Below are 26,340 nucleotides of genomic sequence, written 5' to 3'. Positions count from 1 at the left end.
CCTGACGGCCGCTCGGCCCGCCCGTCACGCGGCGGGCCAGGCCAGCTCGGCGCGCAAGCCGCCCAGCGGCGCATCGGCCAGCCGCACGGCCGCCCCCTGCTGGCGCGCCGCCGCGCGCACGATGGCCAGGCCCAGGCCGCTGCCCTGCACGTCGGCATGGTCCTCGCCGCGCTGGAATCGGTCGAACACGCGCTCGCGCTGATCGGGCGGGATGCCCGGGCCGTCGTCGTCGACGCGCAGCAGCGGCGCGCCGCGCGGGCCGCGCAGGGCGCTGACTTGAACCGTGGTGGCGCCGTACTTCACCGCGTTGTCGATGAGGTTGCGCAACGCCCCGCGCAGCGCCTGCGGGTCGCCGGTCAGCGGCAGCGGGTCGGGCGCCGTCAGCGACAGCGCCACGCCGGCCCGCTCGGCCAGCGGCTGCACATCGGCCACCGCCTCGCGGGCCAGCTCGGCCAGGTCCAGCGGCAGCGCGGGCGCGCCCGCACCAGGCTCGGCGCGGGCCAGCGCCAGCAGCTGCTCCACCAGGCGCACCGCGCGGTCGATGCCGCTGCGCAGCCGCGCGATCGCCGCGTCCTGCTGTTCGCCGGGGGCCGAGTCGCGCAGCAGGCCCAGCTGCAGCTTCAGCGCCGTCAGCGGCGAGCGCAACTCGTGCGCCGCGTCGGCGACGAAGCTGCGCTGCGCGTCGAAGGCATCGGCCAGCCGGGCCAGCAGGCCGTTGAAGGCGTCCACCAGCGGCGCCACCTCGCCGGGCAGGCCGGCCATGGGCAGCGCCTCCAGCGCCGTCGCGCCGCGCGCCTGGGCCGCATGCGTCACGCGCGCCAGCGGCGCCAGCGACACGCCAATCAGCCACCACATCGCCGCGCCCACCAGCGGCAGCGCCACGGCCACCGGCACCACGCTGCGCAGCGCGGCCAGCGCGGCCAGCCTCTGCCGCACTGCCAGCGGCTGCGCCACCTGCACCACGCGCAGCGGCGTGGCCGCGCTGAACACGCGCCAGTCCTGCCCGCCCAGGCGCAGGTGGGAGTAGCCCAGCACGGCACGCGCCGGCAGCGGCTCGGTCATGCCCTGCGGCCGGCTGGAATACAGCTCCAGGCCCTGCAACGACCAGATCTGCACCACGTAATCCAGCCCCGGGTCGGCCAGCGCGGCGGCTTCGTCGGGCGCGACCTGGCCCTGGTCGCGCAGCGACAGCGCGGTCTGGCGCAGCTGGTAGTCGAACAGCTGGTCGGCCTCGGCGCGCACGCTGACGTAGGTGGCGCCGGCCACGGCCAGCGCCGTCACGGCGCCCAGCACCGCGAGCAGCGCGAACAGTCGGCCGCGCAGCGTGGAAAGGAGCCGCCTAGCCATGGCGTCGTGTCTTGATCGGGCCGAGCGCCGGGCCGCCCCCAAGCCGGCCCGGCAGGCGATGTGCTTGCGGCTCGATGCCGCAAGCATCGCCGCCCCCTCGGGGGGCCGGCCAAGGTATTCCTTGGACGAGGGGCGTCACTTCTGAGGCCCCGCGTAGTAGCCCAGGCCGCGCACCGTGTGCAGCAGGTCCGCGCCCAGCTTCTTGCGCAGCTGGTGCATGTAGACGCTGATCGCGTTGCTCTCCAGCTCCTCGCCCCAGCCGTAGAGGCGGTCCTCCAGCTGCGCGCGCGACACGATGGCGCCGGGCCGCTCCAGCAGCGCCTGCAGCAGCGCGAACTCGCGCGCCGACAGCAGGATGGGACGGCCCGCACGGGTCACCTCGCGGGTGGCCGGGTCCAGCCGCAGGTCGGCCACGGCCAGCGCCGTGTCGGTGCGGCCGCTCTGACGGCGCGCGACCACGCGCAGCCGCGCCAGCAGCTCGTCCAGTTCGAAGGGCTTGACGAGGTAGTCGTCGGCACCGGCGTCCAGCCCGGCCACCTTGTCGGACGTCGCGTCGCGCGCGGTCAGCACGATGACCGGCGTGGCGTCGCCCCGGGCCCGCAGCGCGCTCAGCACCTCCAGCCCGCCGCGCTTGGGCAGGCCCAGGTCCAGCAGCACCGTGTCGAAGCGCTCGCCGCTGGCCAGCACGGCCTCGGCGGCCTGGCCGTCGCGCACCCAGTCGGCCGCAAAGCCCTGGCGGCGCAGCGCCTCGCGCAGGCTCTCACCGATCATGGGGTCGTCTTCAACAAGCAGCAGGCGCATGGCGGGCACGGAGGTGGCGTGCGCCGCATTGTGCGGCGCTCAGCGCGGTGGCGCGCCCACCGGCACCTGGTCGCGCAGCGCGATCAGCGCCGGCGCATGTGCCAGGAAGGTCTCGACGACCTCGGGGTCGAAGGCCGTGCCCGCCTGCTCAGCCAGCATGGCCAGCGCCACGTCGTCGGCGCGCGCCGGGCGGAAGTCGCGGCGCATCGTCAAGGCATCGAAACAGTCCACCACCGCCACGATGCGGGCCGACAGCGGAATCTCCCGGCCCTTCAGGCCGCGCGGGTAGCCACTGCCGTCCCAGCGCTCGCGGTGATGCAGCGCGATCTCGGCCGCCAGCGCAAACAGCGGCAGGCGCGACTGGCTCAGCAGCGCGGCGCCGCGCTCCGGCGGGGTCTGGCGACGGCGCTGAGCCTCGGCCGCCGTCAGCGGCCAGGCGGGCTCGAAGGCGGCCGCCGCGTCGGACTCGCCCACATCGTGCAGCGGCGCTGCCAGCCGCAACAACTGCGCCGCGTCGGCATCCAGCCCCAGCCGACCAGCGAGCGCCTCGGCCAGCCGCCCCAGGCGCACCCGATGCGCAGCCATCTCCGCCGGCGTCACCGCATGGCCCGTGGCGGCACCTGCAGCAGTGATCAGTTCAGGCTGGGCGGGGAACAACATGCGGGACCTCCGAAATTTGAACTAATTGTCTATCAACAGTGTTTTTATCAAATATTGCACAACCGCATCCCCGCGCAAAAACGGCAAAATATGTCGCGTGAACACGCCAACCGCCGTCCCCGACACCTGCTCCACCACCGAAGCCGCCCAGCGTCTGGGCTTGGCGGTGCGCTCCGTCCAACTGATGGTGGACCGTGGCGAGCTGCAGGCCTGGAAGACGCCCGGCGGCCACCGCCGCATCCTGCTCAGTTCGCTGCAGGCCTGGCTGGCCTCGCGCGGCGGTGCCGCCGTGGCCAGCGGCTCGCCGCCGGCTGCGCCCCTGGCATCGGCTGCACGGCCGCTCACGCTGCTGCTGATCGAGGACTCGGTGCACTTCCAGAACCTCATCAGCCTCATCGTCAAGCGCGAGCTGCCCGAGGCCGAACTGCACATCGCCTCCGACGGCATCGCCGGCCTGGCGCTGGCCGGCCGGCTGGAGCCCGACGTGCTGCTGATCGACATCCTGCTGCCAGGCATCGACGGCGCCGCGCTGATCACCAGCCTGCGCTCGCACCCGCAGTTCGCGCGCAGCCGGCTCATCGTGGTCACCGCGCTGGACGAAGCCCAACGCGAGCCCTACCGCTTCGCGCTGGACGGCGTGCCACTGGTGCACAAGACCGGGCTGGTGAACGAACTCCCGCGCCTGCTGGCCCAAGCCCAGGCGCCCGCAACGGCCTGACCGCCATGACCGCACGCCTGCTGCTCATTGAGGACGATGCCTCGATTGCCAGGTTTGTGGAGATGGCGCTGGAAGACCTGCCTGGCGTGGAGCTGCACGTGGCGACCCGCCTGTCGCAAGCCCGCACGGCGCTGGCCAGCGGCCGCTGGCACCTCGTCATCAGCGATCTGATGCTGCCCGACGGCTCGGCAGAAAGCTTGCTGGCCGAGGGCCGCGCCCAGGCTACGGGCGCGCCCCCCTGGGTGGTGTTCAGTGCCGGGCTGCAGCCCGAGCGGCTGCTGGCGCTGCAGGCGCTGGGCGTCACGCGCACGCTGCGCAAGCCCGTGCCGCTGGCCGAACTGTTGAGCACCGTCACCGAGCTGCTGCACGGCCAGGCCTCGGCAGCCAGCCCGGCGCCCGCACCGGCGGCGGCAGCAGAACACGCGCTGCCCGCCACGCTGCACACCCATTTCGGCGGAGACCGGGCCTTGTTCGAGCACTTCCGCGCCGGCTGCCTGGAGCGCTTCGCCGACGACATCGCCCAAGGCGACGCGGCGGTCGCTGCCGACGACGCCGACGAGCTGCGCCGCGTGGCCCACGGCCTGAAGGCGGTGCTGGAACTGCTGGGCCACCCCGACCTCTCCATCCAGGCCCTGGTGCTGGAGGAGGCCGCGGCCCACAGCTCAACGCTGCCCACCACCGGTTGGACCGTGCTGCGCCGCAGCCTGCAGGCGCTGCGCAACGCCCGCCACTGAACGCCGCCGCCGCGGGTGAGGGCCCGGGTTTACACCAGTTTTACAGAACTCCTCGGTTCGACCTTATCAATAAATTTGATAATGGCGGCAATCAACGTTCGCCCACACGATGCCCGCCTGCCCGCACGACGCCCCGCGCCCGACCGTCCCGCCCATACAGCCTGCCCAGGCCCGGGAGCGGTGATGCGGGTGGTCCTGTACGTCGAGGATGACCCGATCAACGCGATGCTCATGCAGGGCATCGTGGAGTTGCAGGGGGGATGCCGCGTGCAGGTGGCCCGCAGCGGCGCCGAGGCGCGGCTCTTCGTGGCCAGCCAGCGCGTGGACATGCTGCTGTGCGACCTGCGACTGCCGGACGTCAGCGGAGACGAACTGCTGCAGGAGCTGCGCGACGCCGGCCTGGCAACGAACGCGCCGGCGCTGCTGGTGACCGCTGAGCCCGAGGACGTGGCGGCCGACCTGGCCCGCCGGGGCGGGTTTGACGGCTACTGGTCCAAGCCACTGGACGTGGCGGCCACGCTGCGCAGCCTGGAGCGCTGGCTGGACTGACACAAATCTTTGCGCAGGGGCCACACCGGCTTGCGCAAAGCGCGGGATGCTGCGGCCCTCACGACGACGGAGACCGCCGATGAACCCCCGACGCCGCCTCATGCTGGGTGCTGCCGCGCTGGCCGGCCTGCGCCTGCCGGCCGCGCAGGCCAGCAGCGCCGCACCGCTGAGCGCCGAAGAGCGTGCGCTACACGCACTGAACCGCCTGGGCTACGGCCCGCGGCCGGCCGACGCAGCCGCCATCGCCGCCCAGGGCGCCGAGGCCTGGCTGGAGCGCTTCCTGACCGAGCAGCTGACGCCGCGCCGCCTGGCCGCGCCGGCGGCGCTGAGTGAGCGCCTGGCCGGCATGGAAGCGCTGCAGCTGGGCCAGGCCGAGCTGCTGGGCCGCTACCGCGAGGCCGTCAAGGCCGCCCGCGAGGCGCGCCGCGAGCAGGCCCAGGGCGGCAAGCCCGAGGCCGATGCGCTGAACGCCGTGCGCGAGCAGGTGCGCCCGCTGGTGGCTCAGGCCGCCACCGCGCGGCTGGCCCGTGCGCTGCACAGCCCGGCCCAGCTGGAGGAAGTGCTGACCGAGTTCTGGTTCAACCACTTCAACGTGTTCGCCGGCAAGAACGCCGTCGGCGTGCTGATCGCGAACTACGAGCAGCAGGCCATCCGGCCGCATGTGCTGGGGCGCTTCCGCGACATGCTGGGCGCCACGGCCAAGCATCCGGCCATGCTCATCTACCTGGACAACGCGCAGAGCGTGGCGGCCGACCGCGCTCAGCGCCGCGCCGCCGCCAACCCGCAGCGCGCCAGCGGCCTGAACGAGAACTACGCCCGCGAGCTGATGGAGCTGCACACGCTGGGCGTGGACGGCGGCTACACGCAGCGCGATGTGACCGAGCTCGCCCGCATGCTGACCGGCTGGGGGCTGGAGCCGCGCAAGCTGCTGGCCGGCGCGACGGGCGACGCCTTCGCGTTCGACCCGCGCCGCCACGACAACGGCGCCAAGACCTGGCTGGGCCAGAGCATCGCGGGCGCCGGCCAGGCCGAGGGCGAGCGGGCGCTGGACGTGCTGGCCGCCCACCCGGCCACCGCGCGTCGACTGGCCCACAAGTTCGCCCAGGCCTTTGTGGCCGACGAGCCGCCGGCCAGCCTGGTGCAGAAGCTGGCCGACAGCTTCCTGGCCAGCGGCGGCGACCTGCGCGAGTTCACGCGCGTGCTGATGCGCGCCGACGAGTTCTGGCAGCGCGAGGCCTTCCAGGCCAAGTTCAAGACGCCCTACCAGTACCTGCTGTCCAGCCTGCGCGCGCTGGACCTGCCGCTGGCCAACCCGCAGCCGCTGCTGCAGGCACTGGCCCAGGCCGGCCAGCCGCTGTACGGCGCGCAGACGCCGGACGGCTACAAGACCATCGCCGCCGCCTGGCGCAACCCCGAGGCGCTGACGCAGCGCGTGCAGCTCGCCGCCACACTGGGCCAGCGCAGCGGCGTCAGCGCCGAGCGGCTGGGCAACACGCTGGGCGCCTCGGTCAGCGCGGCCACGCGCCGCACGCTGGCCAGCGAGCCCGCCGGCCAGCAAGTCGCCTTGCTGCTCGCATCGCCCGACTTCATGAAGCGCTGACGCCCATGTCCATGCACCCTCGTCACCCGGAGCCGTCCATGCACCGCCGCCAACTCCTGCAGGCCAGCGCGCTCGCGCTGGGTGGCCTGCCCGTGTCCCTGCTGCGCGCGCAGACCGCCGCGCCGAAGAAGCTCGTCGTCGTCATGCTGCGCGGCGCGGTGGACGGCCTGTCCGTCGTCGCGCCCTATGGCGAGCGCGACTATGCGGCCGGCCGCCCGCAGATCGCGCTGCCCGCGCCCGGCGCCGAGGACGGCCTGCTCAAGCTGGACTCGCTGTTCGGCCTGCACCCGTCGCTGTCCATGCTCAAGCGCCACTGGGACGGCGGCCAGCTGGCCTTCGTGCATGCCAGCGGCTCGCCCGACGCGACGCGCTCGCACTTCGACGCGCAGGACTACTTCGAGTCCGGCACGCCGGGCCGCAAGTCCACGCCCGACGGCTGGATGAACCGCCTGCTGGCCGCGCTGCCCGGCGAGCCAGCGCCCACGCGCGGCGTCAGTCAGGGAAGCACGCCGCCGCGCATCTTTGCCGGCACGGCCAGCGTCGCCAACCTGGGCCTGGGGCCCAACGCGCTGCAGCGCCGCAGCATCGACAACCCGCAGATGCAGGCCGGCCTGGCCAAGCTGTACGCGCAGGACCCGGCGCTCAGCGCCACGCTGCGCGACACCACCGAGGGCCGCGGCGAGATGGCGCGCAGCATGGCCTCGGGCATGGCGCCGGGCGAACGCAGCATGGACCCGACGGCCGATGCCGGCGCGCCGTCGGCCCGCAGCTTCGCCGCCGATGCGCTGCGGCTGGGCACGCTGATCCGCAAGGACCCGCACACCCAGCTCGCGTTCACGGCCGTGGGCGGCTGGGACACGCATGTCAACCAGGGCGCCGCGCGCGGCCAGCTGGCCAACCGCCTGGCCAGCCTGGGCCAGGGGCTGGACGCACTGGCCACGGGCCTGGGCGACGCCTACCGGGACACCGTCATCGTCGTGGCCAGCGAGTTCGGCCGCACCGTGCGCCAGAACGGCAACGGCGGCACCGACCACGGCCGCGGCAATGTCATGTGGCTGCTGGGCGGCCCGGTGGCCGGCGGGCGTGTGCTGGGCGAATGGCCGGGGCTGGACCGCGCCGCACTGGCCGACGGCCGCGACCTGGCCGTGACCACCGACTTCCGCCAGGTGCTGGCCGCCGTGCTGCAGCGCCACCTGGGCCTGCCGGACAGCGCACTGGCCAGCGTGTTCCCGCAGCCCGGCGCCGCATGGCGGCAGGCGGGCGAGCTCGTCCGCAGCTAGGCGGCCGGCATGCGCCGCACCACATCGCCCCTGTTCGGCCTGTGCCTGTGCGGCGCGGTGCTGGCCTACTGCGTGCTCGTGCTGGCCGCCTGAGCGGCACCGCGCCTCACAGGCCGCGCTTGGCCTGGGTCAGCAGCGTCGACACCTCGGTGGAGCGGCTCGCAAACACCGAGCCGGCGCCGATCAGGCGTTCGGCCTGCTCGTACTGCCCGCCGTTGATGCGGCGCGCCACATCGCCGGCTGCCGCGTGGAACTGGGCATGCTTGTCCAGCAGCGCCACGAAGGTGGGGCGCGCGCCCCAGCGGCGCTGACCATCGCCGTGCAACCAGCGGCCCAGCGGGCACTGGTCGTCACGGCAGATGGTGTCGGCATCCAGCTTGGCGCGGTCGGCGATGGCCTGGCGCAGGCGCACCTTCCAGTCGCGGTGGGCGTTGATGGCACTGTCGAAATCGAAGTCCGCGCGCTCGGCGGGCTCGTCCTCGACGTCCAGCGACAGCCCCGCCGGCATCTCGAAGCGCGACACCTCGCCCACCAGCGTGTTGGCCTGCGTCTGCATGGACGCGGCGGCCGCGGCCGTCTCCTCCACCAGCGCGGCGTTCTGCTGCGTGGCGCGGTCCAGCTCCTGCACGGCCTGGCCGATCTGGGCGATGCCCTGGGCCTGCTCGCGCGAGGCCTGGGCCACGTCGCCGAGCAGCTGGTCCACGCGCTGCGAGCCGTCGACGATTTGCGCGATGGTCTCGCCCGCGCGGCCCACGATGGCCGTGCCGGACTCCACCTGCTCCACGCTGCGGCTGATCAGCGTCTTGATCTCCTTGGCCGCCTCGGCGCTGCGCTGCGCCAGCATGCGCACCTCGCTGGCCACCACGGCAAAGCCGCGGCCCTGCTCACCGGCGCGCGCGGCCTCGACCGCGGCGTTCAGCGCCAGGATGTTGGTCTGGAAGGCGATGCCGTCGATGGTGCCGATGATGTCGGCGATGCGCGTGGACGAGGCGCGGATGTCCTGCATGGTCTGCACCACCTCCTCCATCACGCGGCCGCCATCAGCGGCGATGTCGGCGTTCTGGCGTGCCAGCTGCGAGGCCTCGGCCGTGTGCTCGGCGCTGTGCCGCACGGTGGCCGAGATCTCCTCCATCGACGCGGCCGACTCCTCCAGGTTGGCCGCCGCCTGCTCAGTGCGGGCCGACAGGTCCAGCGCGCCGCTGGCGATCTCGGCACTGGAGTGCAGGATCTGATCACTGGAGCGGCGCACACGCTGCACCATGTGGCGCAGCGAGTCCTGCATGGTGGCCAGCTCGCGCATCAGGTCGGCCGCCTCGTCGCGGCCCCAGGGCGCGGGCGTGGTGGTCAGGTCGCCGGCCGTCATCGCGCGCAGGTGGCGGCGCGTCTCGTCCAGGCCACCATCCATCACCTTGTAGAAGCTCAGGAACAGGTAGCCCGCCACGCACAGCATGAGCGCCAGCACCACGCCGGTCTCCACCAGGATGTGCTGCTGCGCCGCACGCAGATCGTCCACATACAGGCCCGAGCCCACCACCCAGCCCCAGGCGTCCAGGCCCTTCACAAAGGCGATCTTGTCGGCCGGCTCGGCCTGGCCCGGCTTGGGCCACTGGTAGCTCACGAAACCCTGGCCGTTGCGCCGCACCTGGGCGACGAAGGCGCTGAACAGCGCGACGCCGTTGGGGTCCTTGATGCCGCTGCCGTCCTTGCCGTCGAGCTCGGGCTTGAACGGGTGCATGACGATGCGGGCCTGCATGTCATTGATCCAGAAGTACTCCTGGCCGCCGTAGCGCAGCTTGGAGATGGCCTGGCGCGCCTGGGCCTGGGCCTCCTCGCGCGACAGCCCGCCGGCTTCCAGGCCGTGGGCCCAGCTCAGCACCTGGTGCGCGATCTCGACATGCTGGCGCAGCGCCGCCTGGCGCTCCTGCAGGCGGGTCTCGGCCTCGTCCTGGATGAGCCAGGCCACCAAGCCGAGCAGCGGCACCAGAAACGCCGCCGAGATGATCATCGCCTTGGCACCGAAACGCAGGCTGCGGAACAGCCGCACGCCGGGCGCCCAGAAACCGTGGTGGGAGAAGAAACCGCCAGCCGCTGGCGCGAGCGATGAACGGGGCGAACGGACAGGCACAGGCAGCCCCGGGCGGGCTGCAGCGAGATTCGACATGGCAGGCTAGGGAACCAGAACGGGTTCATCCTAGGGAGCCCGACAGCGATAGCGTTTGACCTGCATCAAACGCCGCGAGCCCCAGCTCCGCTACCGAGACATTTGCCGCACTTGGGCCGCACCGGCGCACGCCGGCCGCATGCCGTGCGGACTGTCCGCACGCTGTCCGCGGACAGCGGCCACGCGCGCAAGTGCTTGATGCAGCACAGTGCCGGGCCGGGCATGGGGCTTGCGGTAAGCGACGCATGAACTCGCGCTTCCGTGACACCTCCGAGCAGGACCGCCCGCTCGCCCCCCGCGCCCGCCGCTGGCCGCTGCTGCTGGGCGGCGGTGCGCTGATCGTCATCACCGCCATCGCGCTGGGGACCGGCGGTCGCCTGCGTCAGGCGCTGTCCGCCGACGCCGCCGTCAGCGCTGCGCGCCTGGGCATTGCCACCGTCCGCGTCGGGCCGCTGACGCGCGACGTGGCCGGCGAGGGCCGCGTGGTCGCCGCGCAAAGCCCGACGCTGTACGCCCAGGGCGGCGGCACAGCGACGCTGCTGGTCAAGGCCGGCGACCCGGTGCGCCAGGGCCAGGTGCTGGCGCGCGTGGACTCGCCGGAGCTCACCAACCGCCTCGCGCAGGAGCGCAGCAACGTCGACGCGCTGCGCGCCGACCTGGCCCGCGCCGAGGTCGACGCGCGCCAGCAGACGGCGGCCCTGCACAGCGCGTACGAGAACGCCCGCATCGACCACCAGACCGCGCAGAACGACCTGGCCCGCCAGACCCAGGCCTTCGAGGCCGGCGCCACCGCCCGCATGCAGGTGGATCGCGCGCAGGACGCGCTCGCCAAAGCCAAGCTGGCGCTGGACCAGGCCGCCAGCCTGCGCGGCCTGAAGACCGACAGCCTGAAGCTGGACGTGCAGGCCAAGCACAGCGCGCTGGCGCGCCAGCAGCTGCTGGTGGCCGACCTGGAGCGCCAGGTGGCCGAGCTGCAGGTGCGCTCGCCGGTGGACGGCCAGGTGGGCCAGCTCTTCGTGGCCGACCGCACCAACGTCACGCGCGACGCGCGGCTGCTGTCGGTCATCGACCTGTCGGCGCTGGAGGTGCAGATGCAGGTGGCCGAGAGCTTTGCGCGCGAGCTGCAGCCGGGCATGCCGGGCGAGATCTCCGGCGGCTCGGCCGCCGGCCAGCGCTGGGCGGGCCAGGTCAGCTCGGTGTCACCCGAGGTCGTCAACGGCGAGGTGGCCGCACGGTTGCGCTTTGCCGGCGCTCAGCCGGAGCAGCTGCGCCAGAACCAACGCCTGTCGGTGCGCGTGCTGCTGGATCGGCGCGACCAGGTGCTGGGCGTGGCGCGCGGCAGCTTTGTGGACGAAGGCGGCGGCAGCCATGCCTACGTGGTGCGCGACGGCGTGGCCGAGAAGGTCGCCATCCGGCTGGGCGCGCGTTCGCTGGAGCGGGTCGAGGTGCTGTCGGGCCTGAAGGCCGGCGACCGCGTCGTCATCTCCGGCGCCGATAACTTCAAGGGCGCGGACCGCGTCCTGATTGCTGATTGAGAGACAAGGACACCCCATGCTCCAGATGGACAAGCTGCAAAAGGTCTACCGCACCGAGATGGTCGAGACCTACGCGCTGCGCGACTTCAACCTCACCGTCCGCGAGGGCGAGTTCGTCGCCGTGACCGGGCCGTCCGGCTCCGGCAAGACGACCTTCCTCACCATCGCCGGGTTGCTGGAAGCCTTCAGTGCCGGCACCTACAGGCTCGACGGCATCGACGTCAGCCGCATGGGCGACGCGGAGCGCTCGCGCATCCGCAACCAGAAGATCGGCTTCATCTTCCAGGCCTTCAACCTCATTCCTGACCTGAGCGTGCTCGACAACATCGAGGTGCCGCTGCGCTACCGCGGCATGGGTGGGGCCGAGCGCCGCAAGCGCGCCGCCGACGCGCTGGCCCGCGTGGGCCTGTCGGCGCGCGGCAAGCACTACCCGGCGGAGCTGTCCGGCGGCCAGCAGCAGCGCGTGGCCATCGCCCGCGCACTGGCCGGCGAGCCCCGCCTGCTGCTGGCCGACGAGCCCACCGGCAACCTGGACAGCGCGATGGCCCGCAGCGTCATGGAGCTGCTGGAGGAGCTGCACCGCGACGGCGCCACCATCGTCATGGTCACGCACGACCCGCAGCTGGCCGCGCGCGCGCAGCGCAACGTGCATGTCATCGACGGCCAGGTCGTGGACCTCGCCGCCACCGCATGAAGACGCCGCTGCGCTTCGCCGCCCTGAAGCTCTCGCTCACGCTCGCACTGCTGGCTGCAGGCACGGCCCGTGCCGACGATCTGCTGCAGGTCTGGGCCCTGGCCCGCGCTGCCGACCCGCTGCTGCGCCAGGCCGCCGCGCTGAGCGGCGCGCAGGACGCCAGCGCCCGCGAGGCCCGCGCCGCACTGCTGCCCCAATGGCAGCTGGCGCGCAGCGAGCAGCGCGAGCAGGGCGGCGCGCGCTGGAACGTCACCACCAGCCACGTCAGCCAGGCCCTGGTCGACCTCGCCGCGCTGCGCGACTGGGATGCCAGCCGCAGCCTCGCGTCGGCGCAGGCCGCCCGCCTCGTCGCGGCCGAGCAGAGCGCGCGGGCCCGCGTGGCCGAGGCCTACTTCGCCCTGCTGTCGGCCCAGGCCCAGCTGGCCACCGCGCGCGCCAACGAAGACGCCTTTGCCCGCCAGGTAAGCGACGCGGACGCGCGCTTCCAGTCCGGCCTGTCGGCGCAGGTGGAGACCGACCAGTCCCGCGCCTACCGCGAGCTGGCCCGCACCAGCACACTCGCCGCCGAAGCGCAGCTGGCCGATGCCCAAGAAGCGCTGGCCCAACTGACCGGCGCCGCGCCGCCCGCGCTGCAACCGCTGCGCGCCACGCTGGCCGCGCAGCCGCTGCCCGACAGCGCCGACGCCTGGGCCGCGCGCGCGCTGCACGCCAACCCCGAGCTGCAGGCGCTGCGCCTGGCCGTGCAGGCCAGCGAGCAGCGCGTGGCCGCGGCCCGTGCCGGCCACCTGCCCACGCTGAGCCTGGGGCTGGACACGCAGCGCCAGCGCGGTGACGGCGTGCCGCTGGCGGACGCCGGCCGCACGCCCACGCAGCTGGCCCTGCGGCTGACCGTGCCGCTGTTTGCCGGCGGCGCGACCGCCGCGGCGGCCGACCGCGCCGGCTTCCAGCGCGAGGCGGCGCGTGAACAGTTGGAAGCCGGCCGTCGCGCCGTGCTGCGCGAGGTGCGCGCCCGCCACCTGGCCGTCGGCCAGGGCGAGGCCCAGCTGCGCGCCACGCAGGCCGCCGTGGCCGCCGCACAGCGCGCGCTGGACGCCACCCGCACCGGCCTCACGCTGGGCACGCGCTCGACGACCGACCTGCTGCTCGCCATCCAGACCCTGGCCGCCGCGCAGAACGCGCAGACCCAGGCCCGCCACCACCACGTGCTCGCGCTGCTGGCGCTGCACCAGGCCGCCGGCTCGCTGGGCGACACCGAGCTGGCCGCCGTCAACGCCTTGCTGGAGACCCGCTGATGCTGCTGCACTACCTCGAACTCGCCTGGCGCAACGTGCTCGCCAGCAAGGGCCTGTCGGCGCTGATGGTGCTGGCGCTGGCCCTGGGCATCGGCGCCTGCATGACCACGCTGACCGTCTACCACGTGCTGGCCGGCGACCCCATTCCGCACAAGAGCGAGCGGCTGTTCAACGTGCAGCTGGACGCGGGCGACAAGGTCGGCTGGAAGGCCGGCAGCGAGCCCACCTTCGACCTGACCCGCTTCGACGCGACCGCGCTGCTGCGCGACGCCAAGGCCAAGCGCCAGGTCATGTCCAGCGCCTTCAACACCGCAGTCGGCCTGCCCGATGCGACCAGCAAGCCGGTGTTCGCGCCCACGCGCTACACCTCGGCCGACTTCTTCGCGATGTTCGACGCGCCCTGGCAGTACGGCAGCGGCTGGAACGCCGCCGACGACGCGGCCGAGGCCCGCGTGGCCGTCCTCTCGGCCAGCCTCAACGACCAGCTGTTCGGCGGCGCCAACAGCGTGGGCCGCGAGCTCATCGTGCGCGGCCAGCCGCTGCGCGTCATCGGCGTGCTCAAACCCTGGCGCGTCAAGCCGCACTATTGGGACCTGACGCTGGGCAGCTACACCGACACGGAGGACCTGTTCCTGCCCTTCTCCACCGCGATGGCGCTGAAGATGGGCCACTGGGGCAACATGGACTGCTGGGGCCGCGGCGCCAACGGCGGCAGCCCGCTGGACTTGACGGCCTCCTGCGCCTGGGTGCAGTACTGGGTGGAGTTCGACAAGCCCGAGGACGCCGCCGCCTACCGCGACTACCTGGTCGCCTACTCCGAGGCCCAGCGCGCGGCCGGGCGTTTCGAGCGTCCCGCCAACGTGCGGCTGCGCAACGTGATGGACTGGCTGAGCGCGCAGCAGGTGCTGCCGGCCGACGTGCGGCTGCAGACCTGGCTGGCCTTCGGCTTCCTGGCGGTGTGCGTGGTCAACATGGTGGGCCTGCTGCTGGCCAAGACGCTGCGCCGCAGCGGCGAGATCGGCGTGCGCCGCGCCTTGGGCGCCACGCGCGCCGACATCTTCCGGCAGTTCCTCGTCGAGGCGGCACTGTTAGGCGGGGCGGGTGCGCTGCTGGGCCTGCTGTTCGCGCAAGGCGGCCTGTGGCTGGTGCGCCAGAGCCCCAACGACTACGCGCCGCTGGCCGAGCTGGACGCCGCCATGCTCGCGCTGACCCTGGGCCTGGCGCTGTTGGCCAGCCTCATCGCGGGCTTGCTGCCGGCCTGGCGCGCGGCGCTGGTGACCCCCGCGGTTCAGCTGAAAGTGCAGTGATCATGTTCAAGGACCTGATGCCCATCCTCTCCACGCTGCGCCGCCACAAGATCGCGGCCGGCCTCATCGTGCTGGAAGTGGCGCTGACCTGCGCCATCGTCACCAATGCACTGCACCTGATCCAGACCCGCGTCGAGGCGCTCGCCACGGACAGCGGCCTGGCCGAGTCCGAGCTCATCGTGCTGAACCTGCGCGGCGCCAAGCCGCTGCCGCGGGAGCAGGTGGCCGGCGTCGTGGCCGCCGACCTCGCGCGGCTGCGGGCCCTGCCAGGCGTGCAGGCCGCCACCGCGACCAACCAGATCGCCTACGGCCACAACAGCAACAACAGCGGCGTCTCGCTGAGCCCGGACAGCAACAACCGCCTGTTCGTCGCCGCGCAGTACGAGGGTGACGAGCAGTTCATCCCGGCCCTGGGCCTGCGGCTGGTGGCCGGGCGCAACTTCCAGCCCGACGAGGTGCTGGACGCCGCCAAGGTCTTCAGCGCACCCGAGCCGCGCATCGGCCAGGTCATCGTCAACCAGCTCATGGCCCGCAAGCTCTTCCCGGATGGCGCGGCGGTCGGGAAGGTGATCTACGTGTTCGGCGGCACGCCGTCCACCATCATCGGCGTGGTGGACACGCTGACGCACCCGCAGCTGCACCGCGCCATGCGCACCGACGCCGGCCCGGCCATGATCTTCCCGCTGCGCGGCGGCGGCAGCTACGTGCTGCGCGTGGACCCAGCCCAGCGCGACGCCCAGCTCAAGGCCGCCACGGCCGCGCTGGAGGCCGACGACCGCACCCGCGTCGTCACCCAGGCCGAGACGCTGACCGAAATGCGCGCTCAGTTCTACGCCCAGGACCGCGCGATGGCCTGGCTGATGGGCGGCGTCTGCGTGGCCCTGCTGCTGGTCACGGCCATGGGCATCGTCGGCCTGGCCTGCTTCTGGGTGCAGCAGCGCACCCGCATGATCGGCACGCGCCGCGCCCTGGGCGCCACCGAGGGCCAGGTCTTGCGCTACTTCCAGCTGGAGAACCTGCTGCTGACCACGGCCGGCATCGCCCTCGGCCTGGGCGGCGCCTGGGGCCTGAGCCAGCTGCTGATGCAAGCCTACGAGCTGCCGCGCCTGCCCTGGCTCTACCTGCCGGCCGGCGCGCTGACGCTGTGGGCGCTGGGCCAGGCCGCCGTGTGGGCGCCGGCACGCCGCGCCGCGCGGCTGTCGCCGGTGGCGGCGCTGCGCAGCTGAGCAGCTGAGCAGCGCGCCGGGCTGACTCCCGGCACGGGCCAGGTCTTTGCGGCGCTGGCACCATGGGCGCATGACGCGCACCGCATCCCCGCGCCGGCTCGCCGGCATCGCCGTGCTGGCGCTGCTGGCCCTGGGCCTGCAGGCTGGCTGCGCCTCGCTGGACGAGCGCCAGCGCGGCTGGATCTTCCAGCCCAGCGACCGCACCTGGGCCGGCGGCCTGGCGGCAGCCGAGGGCATGGAGGATGTCTGGATCAGCTTCAAGAGCACGGCCGACGGCAGCGATGTGCGCCTGCACGGCCTGTGGCTGCCGCAGCCCGACGCCCAGGCGCCCGTGCTGCTGTACCTGCACGGCGCCCGCTACGACGTGCGCGGCAGCGCGCCACGCATGCGCCGCCTGCATGCCCTGGGCTTCTCGGTGCTGGGCGTGGACTACCGCGGCTTCGGCAAGAGCACGCCCGGCCTGCCGTCCGAGGCCATGGCGGCCGAGGACGCGCGCGCTGCGTGGGACTGGATGGCGCAGCGCCACCCGGGCGCGCGCCGCTTCATCTTCGGCCACTCGCTGGGCGGTGCCATCGGCGTGGACCTGGCCAGCCAGGTGGGCGACGAGGCCGGCCTCATCGTCGAGGGCAGCTTCACGTCCATCCCCGACGTGGTCTCCACCTTCCGCTGGGGCTGGCTGCCGGTGTCGCCGCTGATCACGCAGCGCTTCGATGCCGCCTCGCGCGTGGCCGACATCGGCTCGCCGCTGCTGGTGGTGCACGGCAGCCGCGACAGCCTGATCCCGCCCCGGCTCGGCCAGCAGCTCTACGAGCGCGCCCGCGAGCCCAAGCGCTTCGTGCTGGTGGAGGGCGGCTCGCACCACAACACCAACGCGGTGGGGCAAGGCCAGTACCGCGAGGCGTTGCAAGCCCTGTTCGGGCTGTGACGTGCTCAGCCGCCGGACTGCAGCCGCCCCAGCTCACGCTCCCAGGCACGCCAGTGGCGGTGCACAGCCTCGCGCTGGCCGGCATCCAGCCCGTTGAGCAGGCGCAGCACGGCGGCCAACGCCTGCTCCCGGTAGGCCAGTTCGGCCGGCTGTGGCTGCAGGTTGCGCATCAGCAGCGCAACGCCCGCACCGTGCTCCTGCTGCGCCCAGGCCCGCAAGGCCTCGAGCGTGCGCGCTTGGCGGGCCGCACGCACCTGGGCCTGCGCTGGCAGGTCGACCTGCCAGCGGGCGGCTTCGGCCTGGGCGGCGCGACGCACGGGCCGGTCCAGATCGCCCAACCAGCGCGCCAGGCCGGCCGCCCAGCGCTCGCCGCGCGCCTGCGCTGCATCGGCGCCGGCCTCGCGCTCGCGCCATTGCGTCAGCCGCGCGTCCAGGGTCTGCTGCAGGTGCTGCCACTGCGCCGGGCGCAGTGACGCCAGCACCGGCGCGGCGAGCGGCGCCGCCTGCTGCAGGCTGCGCTCGGCGCTGGCCAGGGCGCCCTGCTCCAGCGCCAGCAGCTCCTCGCGCGTGACGCCGCCCTCCAGCGCCTGGTGCGCCTCGCGCAACAACGCCAGCCACTGCGGCAACTCCTCGCGGCGGTGCCAGGCCTGCCACTGGCGCAGGTGCTCGCGCAGCCGCTGGCGCTGCGGGCCGTCCAGGTCCAGGTAGCGGTCGGCCCACAGGCTCGCGGCCAGCGGCAGTTGCTGATAGAGCAGCGTCAGGCCGGAGCAGCCCGCCAGCACCAGCAGCAGGCCCAGCGAGATCAACGCGGCAAATCGGCGAAGTGCATGCATCTGAAAGCCCCGGCACGCCCTGTGCCCACGCGCAGGGCCCCATTCTGAGGGGCACGGTTATCGTTGGGCCCCATTGCAACGTTTGCCCCTGCCCGTGTCTCGCCCGGACCTGCCCCACACCTTCAAGCTGATGACCGTCTGGCTGGTGGTCACGCTCGTGGTCTTCCTGGGCTTCAAGTACTGGGAGCGCGAGCGCGAGGCCAGCCGCTTCCAGCTGGCCGGCAACGTCATCGTGCTGACGCGCTCGCCCGACGGCCACTTCCACTGGCCCGGCCGCGTGGGCGATGTGGAGGTGGACTTCCTCGTCGACACCGGCGCCACCACCACCGCGCTGCCCCAGGCCCTGGCCGAGCGCGCCGGCCTGCAGCCGCTGGGCACGCTGAGCACCCGCACGGCCGGCGGCCCCGCCCAGGGCTTTGCCGCGCGGGCCGACATCGCGCTGGACGGCGGCGTGCGTGCGAACCGCCTGCCGGTGGCCGTGCTGCCGCAGTTGCACGCGCCGCTGCTCGGCATGGACGTGCTGGGCCGGCTGCACTTCACCCAGAAGCCCGGCGAGCTTCGCATCCAACCGCAACCATGATCCGCACCACCCTGCTGCTGCTGGCCCTGTTCGTCGGCAGCGCCCGTGCCGACTGCCCACCCACCCCGGTGCCGCCCAACGCCGCGCAGGCCGCCGCCTGGGCCGCCCAGGCGCCCGACCGCGGGCCGCTGTGGCGCATCACGCGCGACGGCCGCAGCAGCTGGCTCTACGGCACGCTGCACCTGGGCAAGGCCGACTGGCCCTACGCCGGCCCGGCGCTGCGCCGCGCCTGGGCGGAGACCGAGGTGCTGGCCGTCGAGCTGGACCCGGCCGACCTGATGCCCGTACTGGCCGCCCGGCCGCCCGCAGCGCCGCTGCCCGCGCCGCTGGCCCAGCGCATGGCCGCCCAGGCTACCAAGGCCTGCCTGCCGCCGGGCGTGCTGACGGTCTTCCCGCCGGTGCTGCAGCTCAGCACGCTGACCCTGCTGGAGGCGCGCCGCGACGGCTTCGACGCCAGCTTCGGCCAGGACATGGCCCTGATGGCCCGCGCCCGCGCCGAAGGCCGGCCCGTGCGGGCGCTGGAGAGCGCGGCCGAGCAGCTGGCCGCGCTGGAACCCGCCGCCGACGAGCTGCCCGACATCGTCGACGGCGCGCTGACCCAGCTGCAGCGCGGCCAGGTGCGCGGCCCGCTGCGCCGCCTGGCCGACGCCTGGGCGCGCGGCGACATGCAGGCGCTGGCCGACTACCCCACCTGGTGCCAGTGCGCCGAGACGCCGGCCGAGCGCGCCTGGCTGACCCGCCTCAATGACGACCGCAACGGCCCGCTGGCCGAACGCATCACCGCGCTGCACGCCCAGGGCCAGCGCGTGCTGGTGGCCGTGGGCGCGCTGCACATGAGCGGGCCGCAGGCCCTGCCCCGGCTGCTGGCCAAACGCGGTTTTCACGTGGAAGCCATCGTGCCCGCCAAGTAGGATCAGGGACCACGCCCAGGAGACCGCGATGACCGACAACAGCTTCACCAAGTTCGTGCCCGGATTCGATTTCCTGCAAGGCCTGGTCAAGAACGCCGGCTCCGCGCTGCCGGGCATCGGCCAGTGGGTGGCGCCCACGCTCAACCCCGAGGAGCTGGGCAAGCGCATCGAGGAGCTGCGCACCGTGCAGTTCTGGCTGGAGCAGAACGCGCGCATGCTGGCCGCCACCATCCAGGCTCTGGAGGTGCAGCGCATGACGCTGTCCACGCTGCAGACCATGAATGTGCCGCTGGCCCAACTGCGCGACAGCCTCAAGCTGCCCACCGGTGCCGAGGCGCCCGCCTGGCCGGGCGTGCCGCCCGAGATCGCCGCAGCCGCGGCAGCAGCGATGCCGGCAGCCAAGACGGCGGCGAAGTCGGCGGCCAAGACCGTGGCACGCGGCGCAGCCAAATCAGCCCGCGTGGCAGCCAAAGCCGCGCAGGACGCCGCCGCCAACCCGGCCGCTGCCATCGACCCCACGCAGTGGTGGACGGCGCTGAGCCAGCAGTTCACGCAGCTGGCCACCACCGCCATGAAGGACACGGCCACCGACGCGGCCAAGAACCTCGCCGGCACGCTGGTCAAGCAGAGCTTCGACGCCGCCAGCGACACGCTGCGCCGTGCCGCTGCGGTGCCGGCCAGCGTCGTCGGCAGCGTGACCAAGGGCCTGACCGGCAGCGCCGAGGCGCCGGCGCCTGCCCCGGCCGCGCGCCCCCGCCGCGCACCGGCACGCCGCAAGGCCTGACCCCCGGCCGGCGACCTGTGCACGCCGCATCGCCATGAAACGCCGCCCCCTGCTGCTCACCGCCCTGGCCGCGCCGGCCCTGGCCCAGGCGCGCCGCCGCATCGTCTACCCGCAGCACGACGCCGGCCGCACGCCGATCTGGAACTATCTGCAGCAGGTGCTGCAGCTCGCCATCGAGCGCAGCGGCGTGGCCTACGAGCTGGTGGAGTCGCGCGAATTCATGACCCAGGCCCGCGTGGTGCGCGAGCTGGCCGATGCCAGCGGCCGGCTCGACCTGGGCTGGACCATGACCAGCATCGAGCGCGAGGCGCAACTGTTGCCGGTACGCGTGCCGCTGGACCGCGGGCTGATCGGCTGGCGCATCGCCTTCGTGCGCTCGGCCGACGCGCAGCGCTGGGCCGGGGTGGGCAGCCTGGACGATCTGCGCCGCTACGTGGCCGTGCAGGGCCATGACTGGCCCGACACCGAGATCCTGCGCACCAACGGCCTGCCGGTGCGCGAGGGCAACCGCTACGAGGCGCTGCTGGACATGCTGCGCCTGGGGCGCGCCGACTACTTCCCGCGCGCGCTGTTCGAGATCGACGACGAGGCGGCCTCCGGCCTGGCCCAGGATCTCGTCATCGAACCCCACGTGCTGCTGCGCTACCCGGCGGCGTCCTACCTGTTCGTGCGACCCGACCAGCCCGCGCTGGCGGCCGACCTGCAGCGCGGCCTGGAGGCCGCCGTGGCCGATGGGAGCCTGAAGCGGCTGTTCGACAAACGCTTCGGCGACCTGCTGCAGCGCCACCAGGTGGCCAAGCGCGTGCAGCTGCGCCTGAACAACCCCCTGCTGCCCCCAGCCACGCCGCTGGACAAACCCGCCTATTGGCTGGTGATGGGCGGCTAAAGTCAGCCCGCCATGAATGCCCCGCTGGACCTGAACGCCCGTCGCGCCGCCCTGATCGACGCCCTCGCGCCCCTGCTGCCGGCGCATGCACTGCTGTGCCAGACGGAGCAGACCCGCCCCTACGAGTGCGACGGCCTGACCGCCTACCGCCAGCGCCCGCTGGCCGTGGCGCTGCCCGAGACCGAGGCGCAGGTGGGCGCCGTGCTGAAGGCCTGCCACCGGCTGGGCGTGCCGGTCGTCGCGCGCGGCGCGGGCACCGGGCTCTCCGGCGGCGCGATGCCGCATGAGGCCGGCGTGACGCTGGCGCTGGCCAAGTTCAACCAGATCCTGGCCATCGACAAGCTGGCCCGCACGGCGCGCGTGCAGTGCGGCGTGCGCAACCTGGCGATCTCCGAGGCCGCGGCCGCGCACGGCCTGTACTACGCACCCGACCCCAGCAGCCAGATCGCCTGCACCATCGGCGGCAACATCGCCGAGAACTCCGGCGGCGTGCACTGCCTGAAGTACGGCCTCACGCTGCACAACGTGCTGCGCGTGCGCGGCTTCACGGCCGAGGGCGAGGCCGTCGAGTTCGGCTCGGAGGCGCTGGACGCGCCGGGGCTGGACCTGCTGGCGCTCGTCGTCGGCAGCGAGGGCATGCTGGCCGTCGTCACCGAAGTCACCGTCAAGCTGGTGCCCCGGCCGCAACTGGCGCGCTGCCTGATGGCCAGCTTCGACGACATGCGCAAGGCCGGCGACGCGGTGGCCGCCATCATTGCGGCCGGCATCATCCCGGCCGGGCTGGAGATGATGGACAAGCCCATGACGGCGGCTGTCGAGGACTTCGTGCACGCTGGCTACGACCTGGACGCAGAGGCCATCCTGCTGTGCGAGAGCGACGGCACGCCCGAGGAGGTGGCCGAGGAGGTCGCCCGCATGGAAGCCGTGCTGCGCGCCAGCGGCGCCACGGCCGTGCAGGTCAGCGCCGACGAAGCCCAGCGCCTGAAGTTCTGGAGCGGCCGCAAGAACGCCTTCCCGGCGAGCGGCCGCATCAGCCCCGACTACATGTGCATGGACTCCACCATCCCGCGCAAGCACCTGGCCACCATCCTGCTGGACATCCAGCAGATGGAGAAGAAGTACGGCCTGCGCTGCGCCAACGTCTTCCACGCGGGCGACGGCAACCTGCACCCGCTGATCCTGTTCGACGCGAACGACCCCGACCAGCTGCACCGCTGCGAGCTGTTCGGCGCCGAGATCCTGGAGCGCAGCGTGGCCCTGGGTGGCACCGTGACGGGCGAGCACGGCGTGGGCGTCGAGAAGCTCAACTCCATGTGCGTGCAGTTCAGCGCCGAGGAGCGCGAGCAGATGCTGGCGCTGAAAGCCGCCTTCGACCCCGCCGGCACCTTGAACCCCGGCAAGCAGATCCCGTCCCTGAGCCGCTGCGCCGAGTACGGCCGCATGCATGTGAAGCGCGGCCTGCTGGCGTTTCCCGAACTGGAGCGGTTTTGAACTTCGCCGACCTGCAAGCGCGCATCCGCGAGGCCCGCACACCGCTGCGCATCACCGGCCACGGCAGCAAGGACTTCTACGGCGAGGCGCCGCAGGGTGAGCCGCTGTCCACGCTCGAACTCAACGGCGTGACGGCCTACGAGCCCAGCGAGCTCTACATCAGCGTGCTGGCCGGCACACCGCTGTTCGATGTGGAGGCGCTGCTGGCGCAGCACCGGCAGCGCTTCGCCTTCGAGCCGCCGCGGTATTCCGGCGGGCCGGGGGGCACCGGCACCGTCGGCGGCATGGTGGCGGCCGGCCTGTCCGGCCCGGCCCGCGCGGCGCTGGGCTCGGTGCGCGACCACCTGCTGGGCGCCGTGCTCATCAACGGCGCCGGTGAGCTGCTGAGCTTTGGCGGCACGGTCATGAAGAACGTGGCCGGCTTCGACGTGAGCCGCGTGCTGGCCGGGTCGATGGGGCAACTCGGCCTCATCACCGAGGTCACGCTGAAGGTGATGCCGCTGCCGGCGGCCGTCACCACGCTGCGCTTCGAGTTCGACCAGGCCGCCGCGTTGATGGCGATGAACCGCTGGGGCGGCGAGCCGCTGCCCATCGAGGCCAGCGCCTGGTGGGACGGCGCGCTGCTGCTGCGGCTGGCCGGTGCGCAGGCCGCGGTCGAGGCCGCGTGCGCCAAGCTGGGCGGCGACGTGATCCCGCCCGAGCTGGCTGGCGCCTTCTGGCTGGGCTTGCGCGACCAGCGCGACGAATTCTTCGTCGGCGCCGAACGCGCGGTGGCCGGCGGTGCGCGGCTGTGGCGGCTCAGCCTGCCCAGCACGGCGCCGGAGCTCCGGCTGCACGGCGAACAGCTGGTGGACTGGGGCGGCGCCCAGCGCTGGGTGGTCACGCCCATGGAGCCAGCGGCGCTGCGCGAGGCCGTGGCGGCCGTGGGCGGCCACGCCACGCTGTTCCGCGCACTGGACAAAACCTGCGGCGTGTTCGCGCCACTGAGCCCACCGCTGGCGGCCATCCATCAGCGCCTGAAGGCGAGCTTCGATCCGAACGGCGTCTTCAACCCCGGCCGCCTCTACCCCGACCTCTGATGCAGACCACGCTCGCCCCCGAATTCGCCGGCACGCCCGAGGGCGCCGAGGCCGAGGCCATCCTGCGCCGCTGCGTGCACTGCGGCTTCTGCACCGCCACCTGCCCGACCTACCAGCTGCTGGGTGACGAGCTGGACGGCCCGCGTGGCCGCATCTACCTGATCAAGCAGGTGCTGGAAGGCGAGACGCCGACGCGCGAAACACAGACGCACCTGGACCGCTGCCTGACCTGCCGCAACTGCGAGACCACCTGCCCCTCGGGCGTCGAGTACGGCCACCTGCTGGACATCGGCCGGCGCGTGGTGGACGCCAAGGTCGAGCGCCCCGCCGCCGAGCGGCGCAAGCGCTGGCTGCTGAAGGAAGGGCTGACCTCGCCGCTGTTCAAGCCGGCGCTGCGGCTGGGCCAGGCGTTGCGGCCGCTGGTGCCGGCCGCGCTGAAGGACAAGGTGCCGGTACGACCGCCGGCCACGGCGCATGACTGGCCCACGCGCCAGCTGAACCGCAAGGTGGGGCTGCTGCTGGGCTGCGTGCAGCCGGCCATGGCGCCCAACATCAACAGCGCCACCTCGCGCGTGCTGGACGCCGCCGGCATCCAGACCGTGGTGGCCGACGGCGCCGGCTGCTGCGGCGCCATCCGCGAGCACCTGGGCGACCGCGCCCGCGCGCTGGACGACATGCGCCGCAACATCGACGCCTGGTGGCCGCTGGTGGCGGGGCCAGGCGAGCGCGTGGAGGCGCTGGTGATGAACGCGTCGGGCTGCGGCGTCGCGGTCAAGGGCTATGCCCACGCGCTGCGCGATGACCCGGCCTACGCCGACAAGGCCCGGCGCATCAGCGAGGTCACCAAGGACCTCAGCGAGCTGCTGCCCGAGCTGGTGCCGGCGCTCAAGCCCCGGCTGCATCACGCGGGCGCCGGCCAGCACCTGGCCTACCACCCGCCCTGCACGCTGCAGCATGGGCAAAAGCTCAAGGGCGGCGTGGAGGCGGCGATGCGCGAGCTGGGCTTCCGGATCGATTGCGCGCCCAGCGACAGCCACCTGTGCTGCGGCTCGGCCGGCACCTACTCGGTGCTGCAGCCCGCGCTGTCCAAGCAGCTGCGCGACCGCAAGCTCGCGGCGTTGGCGCCGCTGCAGGCTGGGCAGATCGTGTCAGCCAATGTGGGCTGCATCCAGCACCTGCAGAGCGGCACCGACACGCCGGTGCGGCACTGGGTGGAAGTGCTGGACGACGCGCTGCGCGGCGTCTGACCCGCACGCGCCGGCCAGCGCGTGCCGGCGTGTCAGGTCTTGAAGGTCGACACCAGCTTCACCAGCTCATCGGCCTGGTGACGCAGGCTCTCGGCCGCGGCGGCGCTTTCCTCGACGAGGGCGGCGTTCTGCTGCGTGGCTTGGTCCATCAGCGCGATGGCTTCACCGACCTGGCTGACGCCGGAGCTCTGCTCCTGGCTGGCCGAGCTGATCTCGCGCACGATCTGCGCCACGCGGCCGATGGCACCGACCACCTGGCCCATGGTCTCGCCCGCACGGTTGACGAGGGACGCGCCCTGCTCCACGCGCTCTACGCTGTCGCCGATCAGCACCTTGATCTCCTTGGCTGCCTCGGCCGAGCGCTGCGCCAGCGTGCGCACCTCGCCGGCCACGACCGCGAAGCCCCGACCCTGCTCGCCCGCGCGCGCCGCCTCGACGGCCGCGTTCAGCGCCAGGATGTTGGTCTGGAACGCAATGCCATCGATGGTGGTGATGATGTCGGCGATGCGGCGCGAGCTTTCCTCGATGCCACGCATGCGCTGCACGGCCTCGCCCACCACCTCACCGCTCTGGCGCGCCACCGCGCTGGCATCCTGGGCCAGCCGGTCGGCCTGGCTGGCGTTGTCCGCATTCAAGCGCACGGTTGCGGACAGCTGCTCCATGGAGGCGGCCGTCTGCTGAATGGCGCTGGCCTGCTGCTCGGTGCGGGCGGACAGGTCGTTGCTGCCCGTCGCAATCTCGGCGCTGGCCGTTGACACCTCGTTGGCATTGGCCCGCACGGAGCCCACCAGGTTGCGCAGCGCCTGCTGCATCTGGCCCAGGGCCTGCGTGAGGTCGGCCGTTTCGTCCTGGCCCTCGGAATGGATGGAGCGCGACAGATCGCCCTCGCCCACCAACCGTGCCTCCTCGACCGCGGTCGCCAGCGGCCGCACCACCGAGCGCGTGATCAACCACGCCGCCGCGATGCCCATCGCCAGGCAGCCCGCCGCCATGAACACCATGATCAGCTGCGTGCGCCGCGCCTCGGCGCGCACCACCTCGGTCTCCTGGTGAACGCGCTTGGACTGGTAGTCGGCCATGGCCGTCAGCTTGGCGATGTAGGCGTCGGACGCCGGGCGCATGGTGCCGTCCAGCATCTTCACGGCCGACTCGGCATTGCCCTCCTTGAGCTGGGCGAAGACCTGATTGCGGACGTCGACGTAAGCCTTGCGGGCCTGGGCGATATCCGCCATCAAGGCCTTGCCCTCATCGCTGTCGACCGCCTTGGAAAGCTGCTCCTGCAGCTCGTTGATCTTGGCACTGGTGGCCTTGATGAGTGGCGAGAAGAACTCCGCCACCGGCCCCGTGCCGCCGGCCCGGGCCACGGCGTCGGTGCGCGTCACATTGAGCTGCGTCAGCGATCGCCAGTCCTGCGCAATCTGCTGGCGCTTTTCCAGCTCCAGCAGCAGGTCCAGGTGCGGTGCCACCTGGCCCACCTCCCGGTAGCTCAGGCCCACGGCCAGCGCCAGCAACATCAGGACCACGCCGAACCCCGTGGCCAAACGGGTACCGATGCGGAGTGAAACCAGCTTCATGGAGGATCCTTGCTGCGGCGCGGCCGCGAATGACGGTGCTAACGAACTGACACGACTGTACGCAAATTCTGCAAATTTGATTGAATCGATTGGCGCGCCACACGACCTTGGCGCGGCAGTTTTCAA

The 26,340-nt window shown here is 72.9% G+C and carries 24 protein-coding genes; 18 read left to right on the top strand and 6 right to left on the bottom strand.

Annotated elements, in window-relative coordinates:
* Positions 1 to 24: 24 nt before the first annotated feature.
* The 3 genes from NYO99_RS18300 to NYO99_RS18290 form a co-directional block, all read right to left on the bottom strand.
* Entirely contained in the window at positions 25 to 1,347 is a 1,323-nt protein-coding gene (locus tag NYO99_RS18300) for an ATP-binding protein (RefSeq protein ID WP_268168714.1), read from the bottom strand.
* A 135-nt stretch (positions 1,348 to 1,482) separates the two neighbouring features.
* Positions 1,483 to 2,148, bottom strand: coding sequence for a response regulator transcription factor (locus tag NYO99_RS18295; protein WP_268168713.1), 666 nt, complete (start codon positions 2,146 to 2,148; stop codon positions 1,483 to 1,485).
* 39 nt (positions 2,149 to 2,187) lie between these two features.
* Entirely contained in the window at positions 2,188 to 2,808 is a 621-nt protein-coding gene (locus NYO99_RS18290; RefSeq protein ID WP_268168712.1) for an HD-GYP domain-containing protein, read from the bottom strand.
* Between the two features lie 88 nt (positions 2,809 to 2,896).
* On the opposite strand from NYO99_RS18290, the gene NYO99_RS18285 reads away from it, so the two are divergent.
* The 5 genes from NYO99_RS18285 (at position 2,897) to NYO99_RS18265 (ending at position 7,689) form a co-directional block, all read left to right on the top strand.
* Complete coding sequence (locus tag NYO99_RS18285; RefSeq protein ID WP_422395519.1) at positions 2,897 to 3,526, top strand: helix-turn-helix domain-containing protein; 630 nt, start codon at positions 2,897 to 2,899, stop codon at positions 3,524 to 3,526.
* A 5-nt stretch (positions 3,527 to 3,531) separates the two neighbouring features.
* Positions 3,532 to 4,260 (top strand): response regulator, encoded by a 729-nt coding sequence (locus tag NYO99_RS18280; protein WP_268168710.1) that lies wholly within the window; start codon positions 3,532 to 3,534, stop codon positions 4,258 to 4,260.
* A 183-nt stretch (positions 4,261 to 4,443) separates the two neighbouring features.
* Positions 4,444 to 4,809 carry a response regulator gene (locus NYO99_RS18275; RefSeq protein ID WP_268168709.1) on the top strand — a complete coding sequence of 122 codons (366 nt, stop codon included), beginning with the start codon at positions 4,444 to 4,446 and terminating at the stop codon, positions 4,807 to 4,809.
* Positions 4,810 to 4,888: 79 nt separating this feature from the next.
* Positions 4,889 to 6,409, top strand: coding sequence for a DUF1800 domain-containing protein (locus NYO99_RS18270; protein ID WP_268168708.1), 1,521 nt, complete (start codon positions 4,889 to 4,891; stop codon positions 6,407 to 6,409).
* A gap of 5 nt (positions 6,410 to 6,414) precedes the next feature.
* Positions 6,415 to 7,689 carry a DUF1501 domain-containing protein gene (locus NYO99_RS18265; protein ID WP_268168707.1) on the top strand — a complete coding sequence of 425 codons (1,275 nt, stop codon included), beginning with the start codon at positions 6,415 to 6,417 and terminating at the stop codon, positions 7,687 to 7,689.
* A gap of 106 nt (positions 7,690 to 7,795) precedes the next feature.
* Here NYO99_RS18265 and NYO99_RS18260 read toward each other — a convergent pair whose 3' ends face one another.
* Positions 7,796 to 9,733: a methyl-accepting chemotaxis protein gene (locus NYO99_RS18260; protein ID WP_268168706.1), complete on the bottom strand. Its 1,938-nt coding sequence runs from the start codon at positions 9,731 to 9,733 to the stop codon at positions 7,796 to 7,798.
* A 362-nt stretch (positions 9,734 to 10,095) separates the two neighbouring features.
* Between NYO99_RS18260 and NYO99_RS18255 the strand changes: the two genes are divergently transcribed.
* The 6 genes from NYO99_RS18255 (at position 10,096) to NYO99_RS18230 (ending at position 16,829) form a co-directional block, all read left to right on the top strand.
* Entirely contained in the window at positions 10,096 to 11,385 is a 1,290-nt protein-coding gene (locus tag NYO99_RS18255; RefSeq protein ID WP_268168705.1) for an efflux RND transporter periplasmic adaptor subunit, read from the top strand.
* A gap of 16 nt (positions 11,386 to 11,401) precedes the next feature.
* A complete protein-coding gene (locus tag NYO99_RS18250; protein WP_268168704.1) occupies positions 11,402 to 12,079 on the top strand; it encodes an ABC transporter ATP-binding protein in 678 nt (225 codons plus the stop codon).
* Positions 12,076 to 13,371 carry a TolC family outer membrane protein gene (locus tag NYO99_RS18245; RefSeq protein WP_268168703.1) on the top strand — a complete coding sequence of 432 codons (1,296 nt, stop codon included), beginning with the start codon at positions 12,076 to 12,078 and terminating at the stop codon, positions 13,369 to 13,371. Before NYO99_RS18250 ends, NYO99_RS18245 begins: the two co-directional genes overlap by 4 nt.
* A complete protein-coding gene (locus tag NYO99_RS18240; RefSeq protein ID WP_268168702.1) occupies positions 13,371 to 14,678 on the top strand; it encodes an ABC transporter permease in 1,308 nt (435 codons plus the stop codon). Before NYO99_RS18245 ends, NYO99_RS18240 begins: the two co-directional genes overlap by 1 nt.
* 2 nt (positions 14,679 to 14,680) lie before the next feature.
* A complete protein-coding gene (locus NYO99_RS18235) occupies positions 14,681 to 15,904 on the top strand; it encodes an ABC transporter permease (RefSeq protein WP_268168701.1) in 1,224 nt (407 codons plus the stop codon).
* Positions 15,905 to 15,974: 70 nt separating this feature from the next.
* Positions 15,975 to 16,829, top strand: coding sequence for an alpha/beta hydrolase (locus NYO99_RS18230; protein ID WP_268168700.1), 855 nt, complete (start codon positions 15,975 to 15,977; stop codon positions 16,827 to 16,829).
* 5 nt (positions 16,830 to 16,834) lie between these two features.
* Here NYO99_RS18230 and NYO99_RS18225 read toward each other — a convergent pair whose 3' ends face one another.
* Complete coding sequence (locus tag NYO99_RS18225) at positions 16,835 to 17,662, bottom strand: DUF6279 family lipoprotein (RefSeq protein WP_268168699.1); 828 nt, start codon at positions 17,660 to 17,662, stop codon at positions 16,835 to 16,837.
* A gap of 94 nt (positions 17,663 to 17,756) precedes the next feature.
* Between NYO99_RS18225 and NYO99_RS18220 the strand changes: the two genes are divergently transcribed.
* Genes NYO99_RS18220 through glcF form a run of 7 tightly spaced genes read left to right on the top strand, consistent with a single transcriptional unit; the run spans position 17,757 to position 24,640 of the window.
* Positions 17,757 to 18,242, top strand: coding sequence for a retropepsin-like aspartic protease family protein (locus NYO99_RS18220; protein WP_268168698.1), 486 nt, complete (start codon positions 17,757 to 17,759; stop codon positions 18,240 to 18,242).
* On the top strand, positions 18,239 to 19,153 hold the full coding sequence (locus tag NYO99_RS18215) for a TraB/GumN family protein (RefSeq protein ID WP_268168697.1): 915 nt from the start codon (positions 18,239 to 18,241) through the stop codon (positions 19,151 to 19,153). The genes NYO99_RS18220 and NYO99_RS18215 overlap by 4 nt, the downstream gene beginning before the upstream one ends.
* A gap of 28 nt (positions 19,154 to 19,181) precedes the next feature.
* Positions 19,182 to 19,937 (top strand): PhaM family polyhydroxyalkanoate granule multifunctional regulatory protein, encoded by a 756-nt coding sequence (locus tag NYO99_RS18210; RefSeq protein ID WP_268168696.1) that lies wholly within the window; start codon positions 19,182 to 19,184, stop codon positions 19,935 to 19,937.
* A 34-nt stretch (positions 19,938 to 19,971) separates the two neighbouring features.
* On the top strand, positions 19,972 to 20,823 hold the full coding sequence (locus NYO99_RS18205) for a substrate-binding periplasmic protein (protein WP_268168695.1): 852 nt from the start codon (positions 19,972 to 19,974) through the stop codon (positions 20,821 to 20,823).
* Between the two features lie 12 nt (positions 20,824 to 20,835).
* Positions 20,836 to 22,314 carry an FAD-linked oxidase C-terminal domain-containing protein gene (locus NYO99_RS18200; protein ID WP_268168694.1) on the top strand — a complete coding sequence of 493 codons (1,479 nt, stop codon included), beginning with the start codon at positions 20,836 to 20,838 and terminating at the stop codon, positions 22,312 to 22,314.
* The gene (glcE, locus tag NYO99_RS18195; RefSeq protein WP_268168693.1) at positions 22,311 to 23,393 is read left to right on the top strand and encodes a glycolate oxidase subunit GlcE; all 1,083 of its coding nucleotides are present in this window, start codon (positions 22,311 to 22,313) and stop codon (positions 23,391 to 23,393) included. Before NYO99_RS18200 ends, glcE begins: the two co-directional genes overlap by 4 nt.
* The gene (gene glcF / locus NYO99_RS18190; protein ID WP_268168692.1) at positions 23,393 to 24,640 is read left to right on the top strand and encodes a glycolate oxidase subunit GlcF; all 1,248 of its coding nucleotides are present in this window, start codon (positions 23,393 to 23,395) and stop codon (positions 24,638 to 24,640) included. Before glcE ends, glcF begins: the two co-directional genes overlap by 1 nt.
* 32 nt (positions 24,641 to 24,672) lie before the next feature.
* Here glcF and NYO99_RS18185 read toward each other — a convergent pair whose 3' ends face one another.
* The gene (locus NYO99_RS18185) at positions 24,673 to 26,214 is read right to left on the bottom strand and encodes a methyl-accepting chemotaxis protein (RefSeq protein WP_268168691.1); all 1,542 of its coding nucleotides are present in this window, start codon (positions 26,212 to 26,214) and stop codon (positions 24,673 to 24,675) included.
* Positions 26,215 to 26,340: the final 126 nt, after the last annotated feature.

This window comes from Roseateles hydrophilus, from assembly GCF_026712245.1.
Taxonomy (GTDB): Bacteria; Pseudomonadota; Gammaproteobacteria; order Burkholderiales; family Burkholderiaceae_C; genus Pelomonas; species Pelomonas hydrophilus.
The sequence above is the reverse complement of the archived record's forward strand: the minus strand, read 5'-3'. Positions and strand labels throughout refer to the sequence as shown.

Bases quoted from the DNA above. Each gene is read 5' to 3' on its own strand.
- NYO99_RS18225 (WP_268168699.1), bottom strand. From the start codon at position 17,662: ATGCATGCACTTCGCCGATTTGCCGCGTTGATCTCGCTGGGCCTGCTG.
- NYO99_RS18240 (WP_268168702.1), top strand. From the start codon at position 13,371: ATGCTGCTGCACTACCTCGAACTCGCCTGGCGCAACGTGCTCGCCAGC.
- NYO99_RS18255 (WP_268168705.1), top strand. From the start codon at position 10,096: ATGAACTCGCGCTTCCGTGACACCTCCGAGCAGGACCGCCCGCTCGCC.
- NYO99_RS18205 (WP_268168695.1), top strand. From the start codon at position 19,972: ATGAAACGCCGCCCCCTGCTGCTCACCGCCCTGGCCGCGCCGGCCCTG.
- NYO99_RS18215 (WP_268168697.1), top strand. From the start codon at position 18,239: ATGATCCGCACCACCCTGCTGCTGCTGGCCCTGTTCGTCGGCAGCGCC.
- NYO99_RS18290 (WP_268168712.1), bottom strand. From the start codon at position 2,808: ATGTTGTTCCCCGCCCAGCCTGAACTGATCACTGCTGCAGGTGCCGCC.
- NYO99_RS18295 (WP_268168713.1), bottom strand. From the start codon at position 2,148: ATGCGCCTGCTGCTTGTTGAAGACGACCCCATGATCGGTGAGAGCCTG.
- NYO99_RS18210 (WP_268168696.1), top strand. From the start codon at position 19,182: ATGACCGACAACAGCTTCACCAAGTTCGTGCCCGGATTCGATTTCCTG.
- NYO99_RS18185 (WP_268168691.1), bottom strand. From the start codon at position 26,214: ATGAAGCTGGTTTCACTCCGCATCGGTACCCGTTTGGCCACGGGGTTC.
- NYO99_RS18280 (WP_268168710.1), top strand. From the start codon at position 3,532: ATGACCGCACGCCTGCTGCTCATTGAGGACGATGCCTCGATTGCCAGG.
- NYO99_RS18275 (WP_268168709.1), top strand. From the start codon at position 4,444: ATGCGGGTGGTCCTGTACGTCGAGGATGACCCGATCAACGCGATGCTC.
- NYO99_RS18250 (WP_268168704.1), top strand. From the start codon at position 11,402: ATGCTCCAGATGGACAAGCTGCAAAAGGTCTACCGCACCGAGATGGTC.
- NYO99_RS18270 (WP_268168708.1), top strand. From the start codon at position 4,889: ATGAACCCCCGACGCCGCCTCATGCTGGGTGCTGCCGCGCTGGCCGGC.
- NYO99_RS18245 (WP_268168703.1), top strand. From the start codon at position 12,076: ATGAAGACGCCGCTGCGCTTCGCCGCCCTGAAGCTCTCGCTCACGCTC.
- NYO99_RS18235 (WP_268168701.1), top strand. From the start codon at position 14,681: ATGTTCAAGGACCTGATGCCCATCCTCTCCACGCTGCGCCGCCACAAG.
- NYO99_RS18200 (WP_268168694.1), top strand. From the start codon at position 20,836: ATGAATGCCCCGCTGGACCTGAACGCCCGTCGCGCCGCCCTGATCGAC.
- glcF (WP_268168692.1), top strand. From the start codon at position 23,393: ATGCAGACCACGCTCGCCCCCGAATTCGCCGGCACGCCCGAGGGCGCC.
- NYO99_RS18230 (WP_268168700.1), top strand. From the start codon at position 15,975: ATGACGCGCACCGCATCCCCGCGCCGGCTCGCCGGCATCGCCGTGCTG.
- NYO99_RS18265 (WP_268168707.1), top strand. From the start codon at position 6,415: ATGTCCATGCACCCTCGTCACCCGGAGCCGTCCATGCACCGCCGCCAA.
- NYO99_RS18300 (WP_268168714.1), bottom strand. From the start codon at position 1,347: ATGGCTAGGCGGCTCCTTTCCACGCTGCGCGGCCGACTGTTCGCGCTG.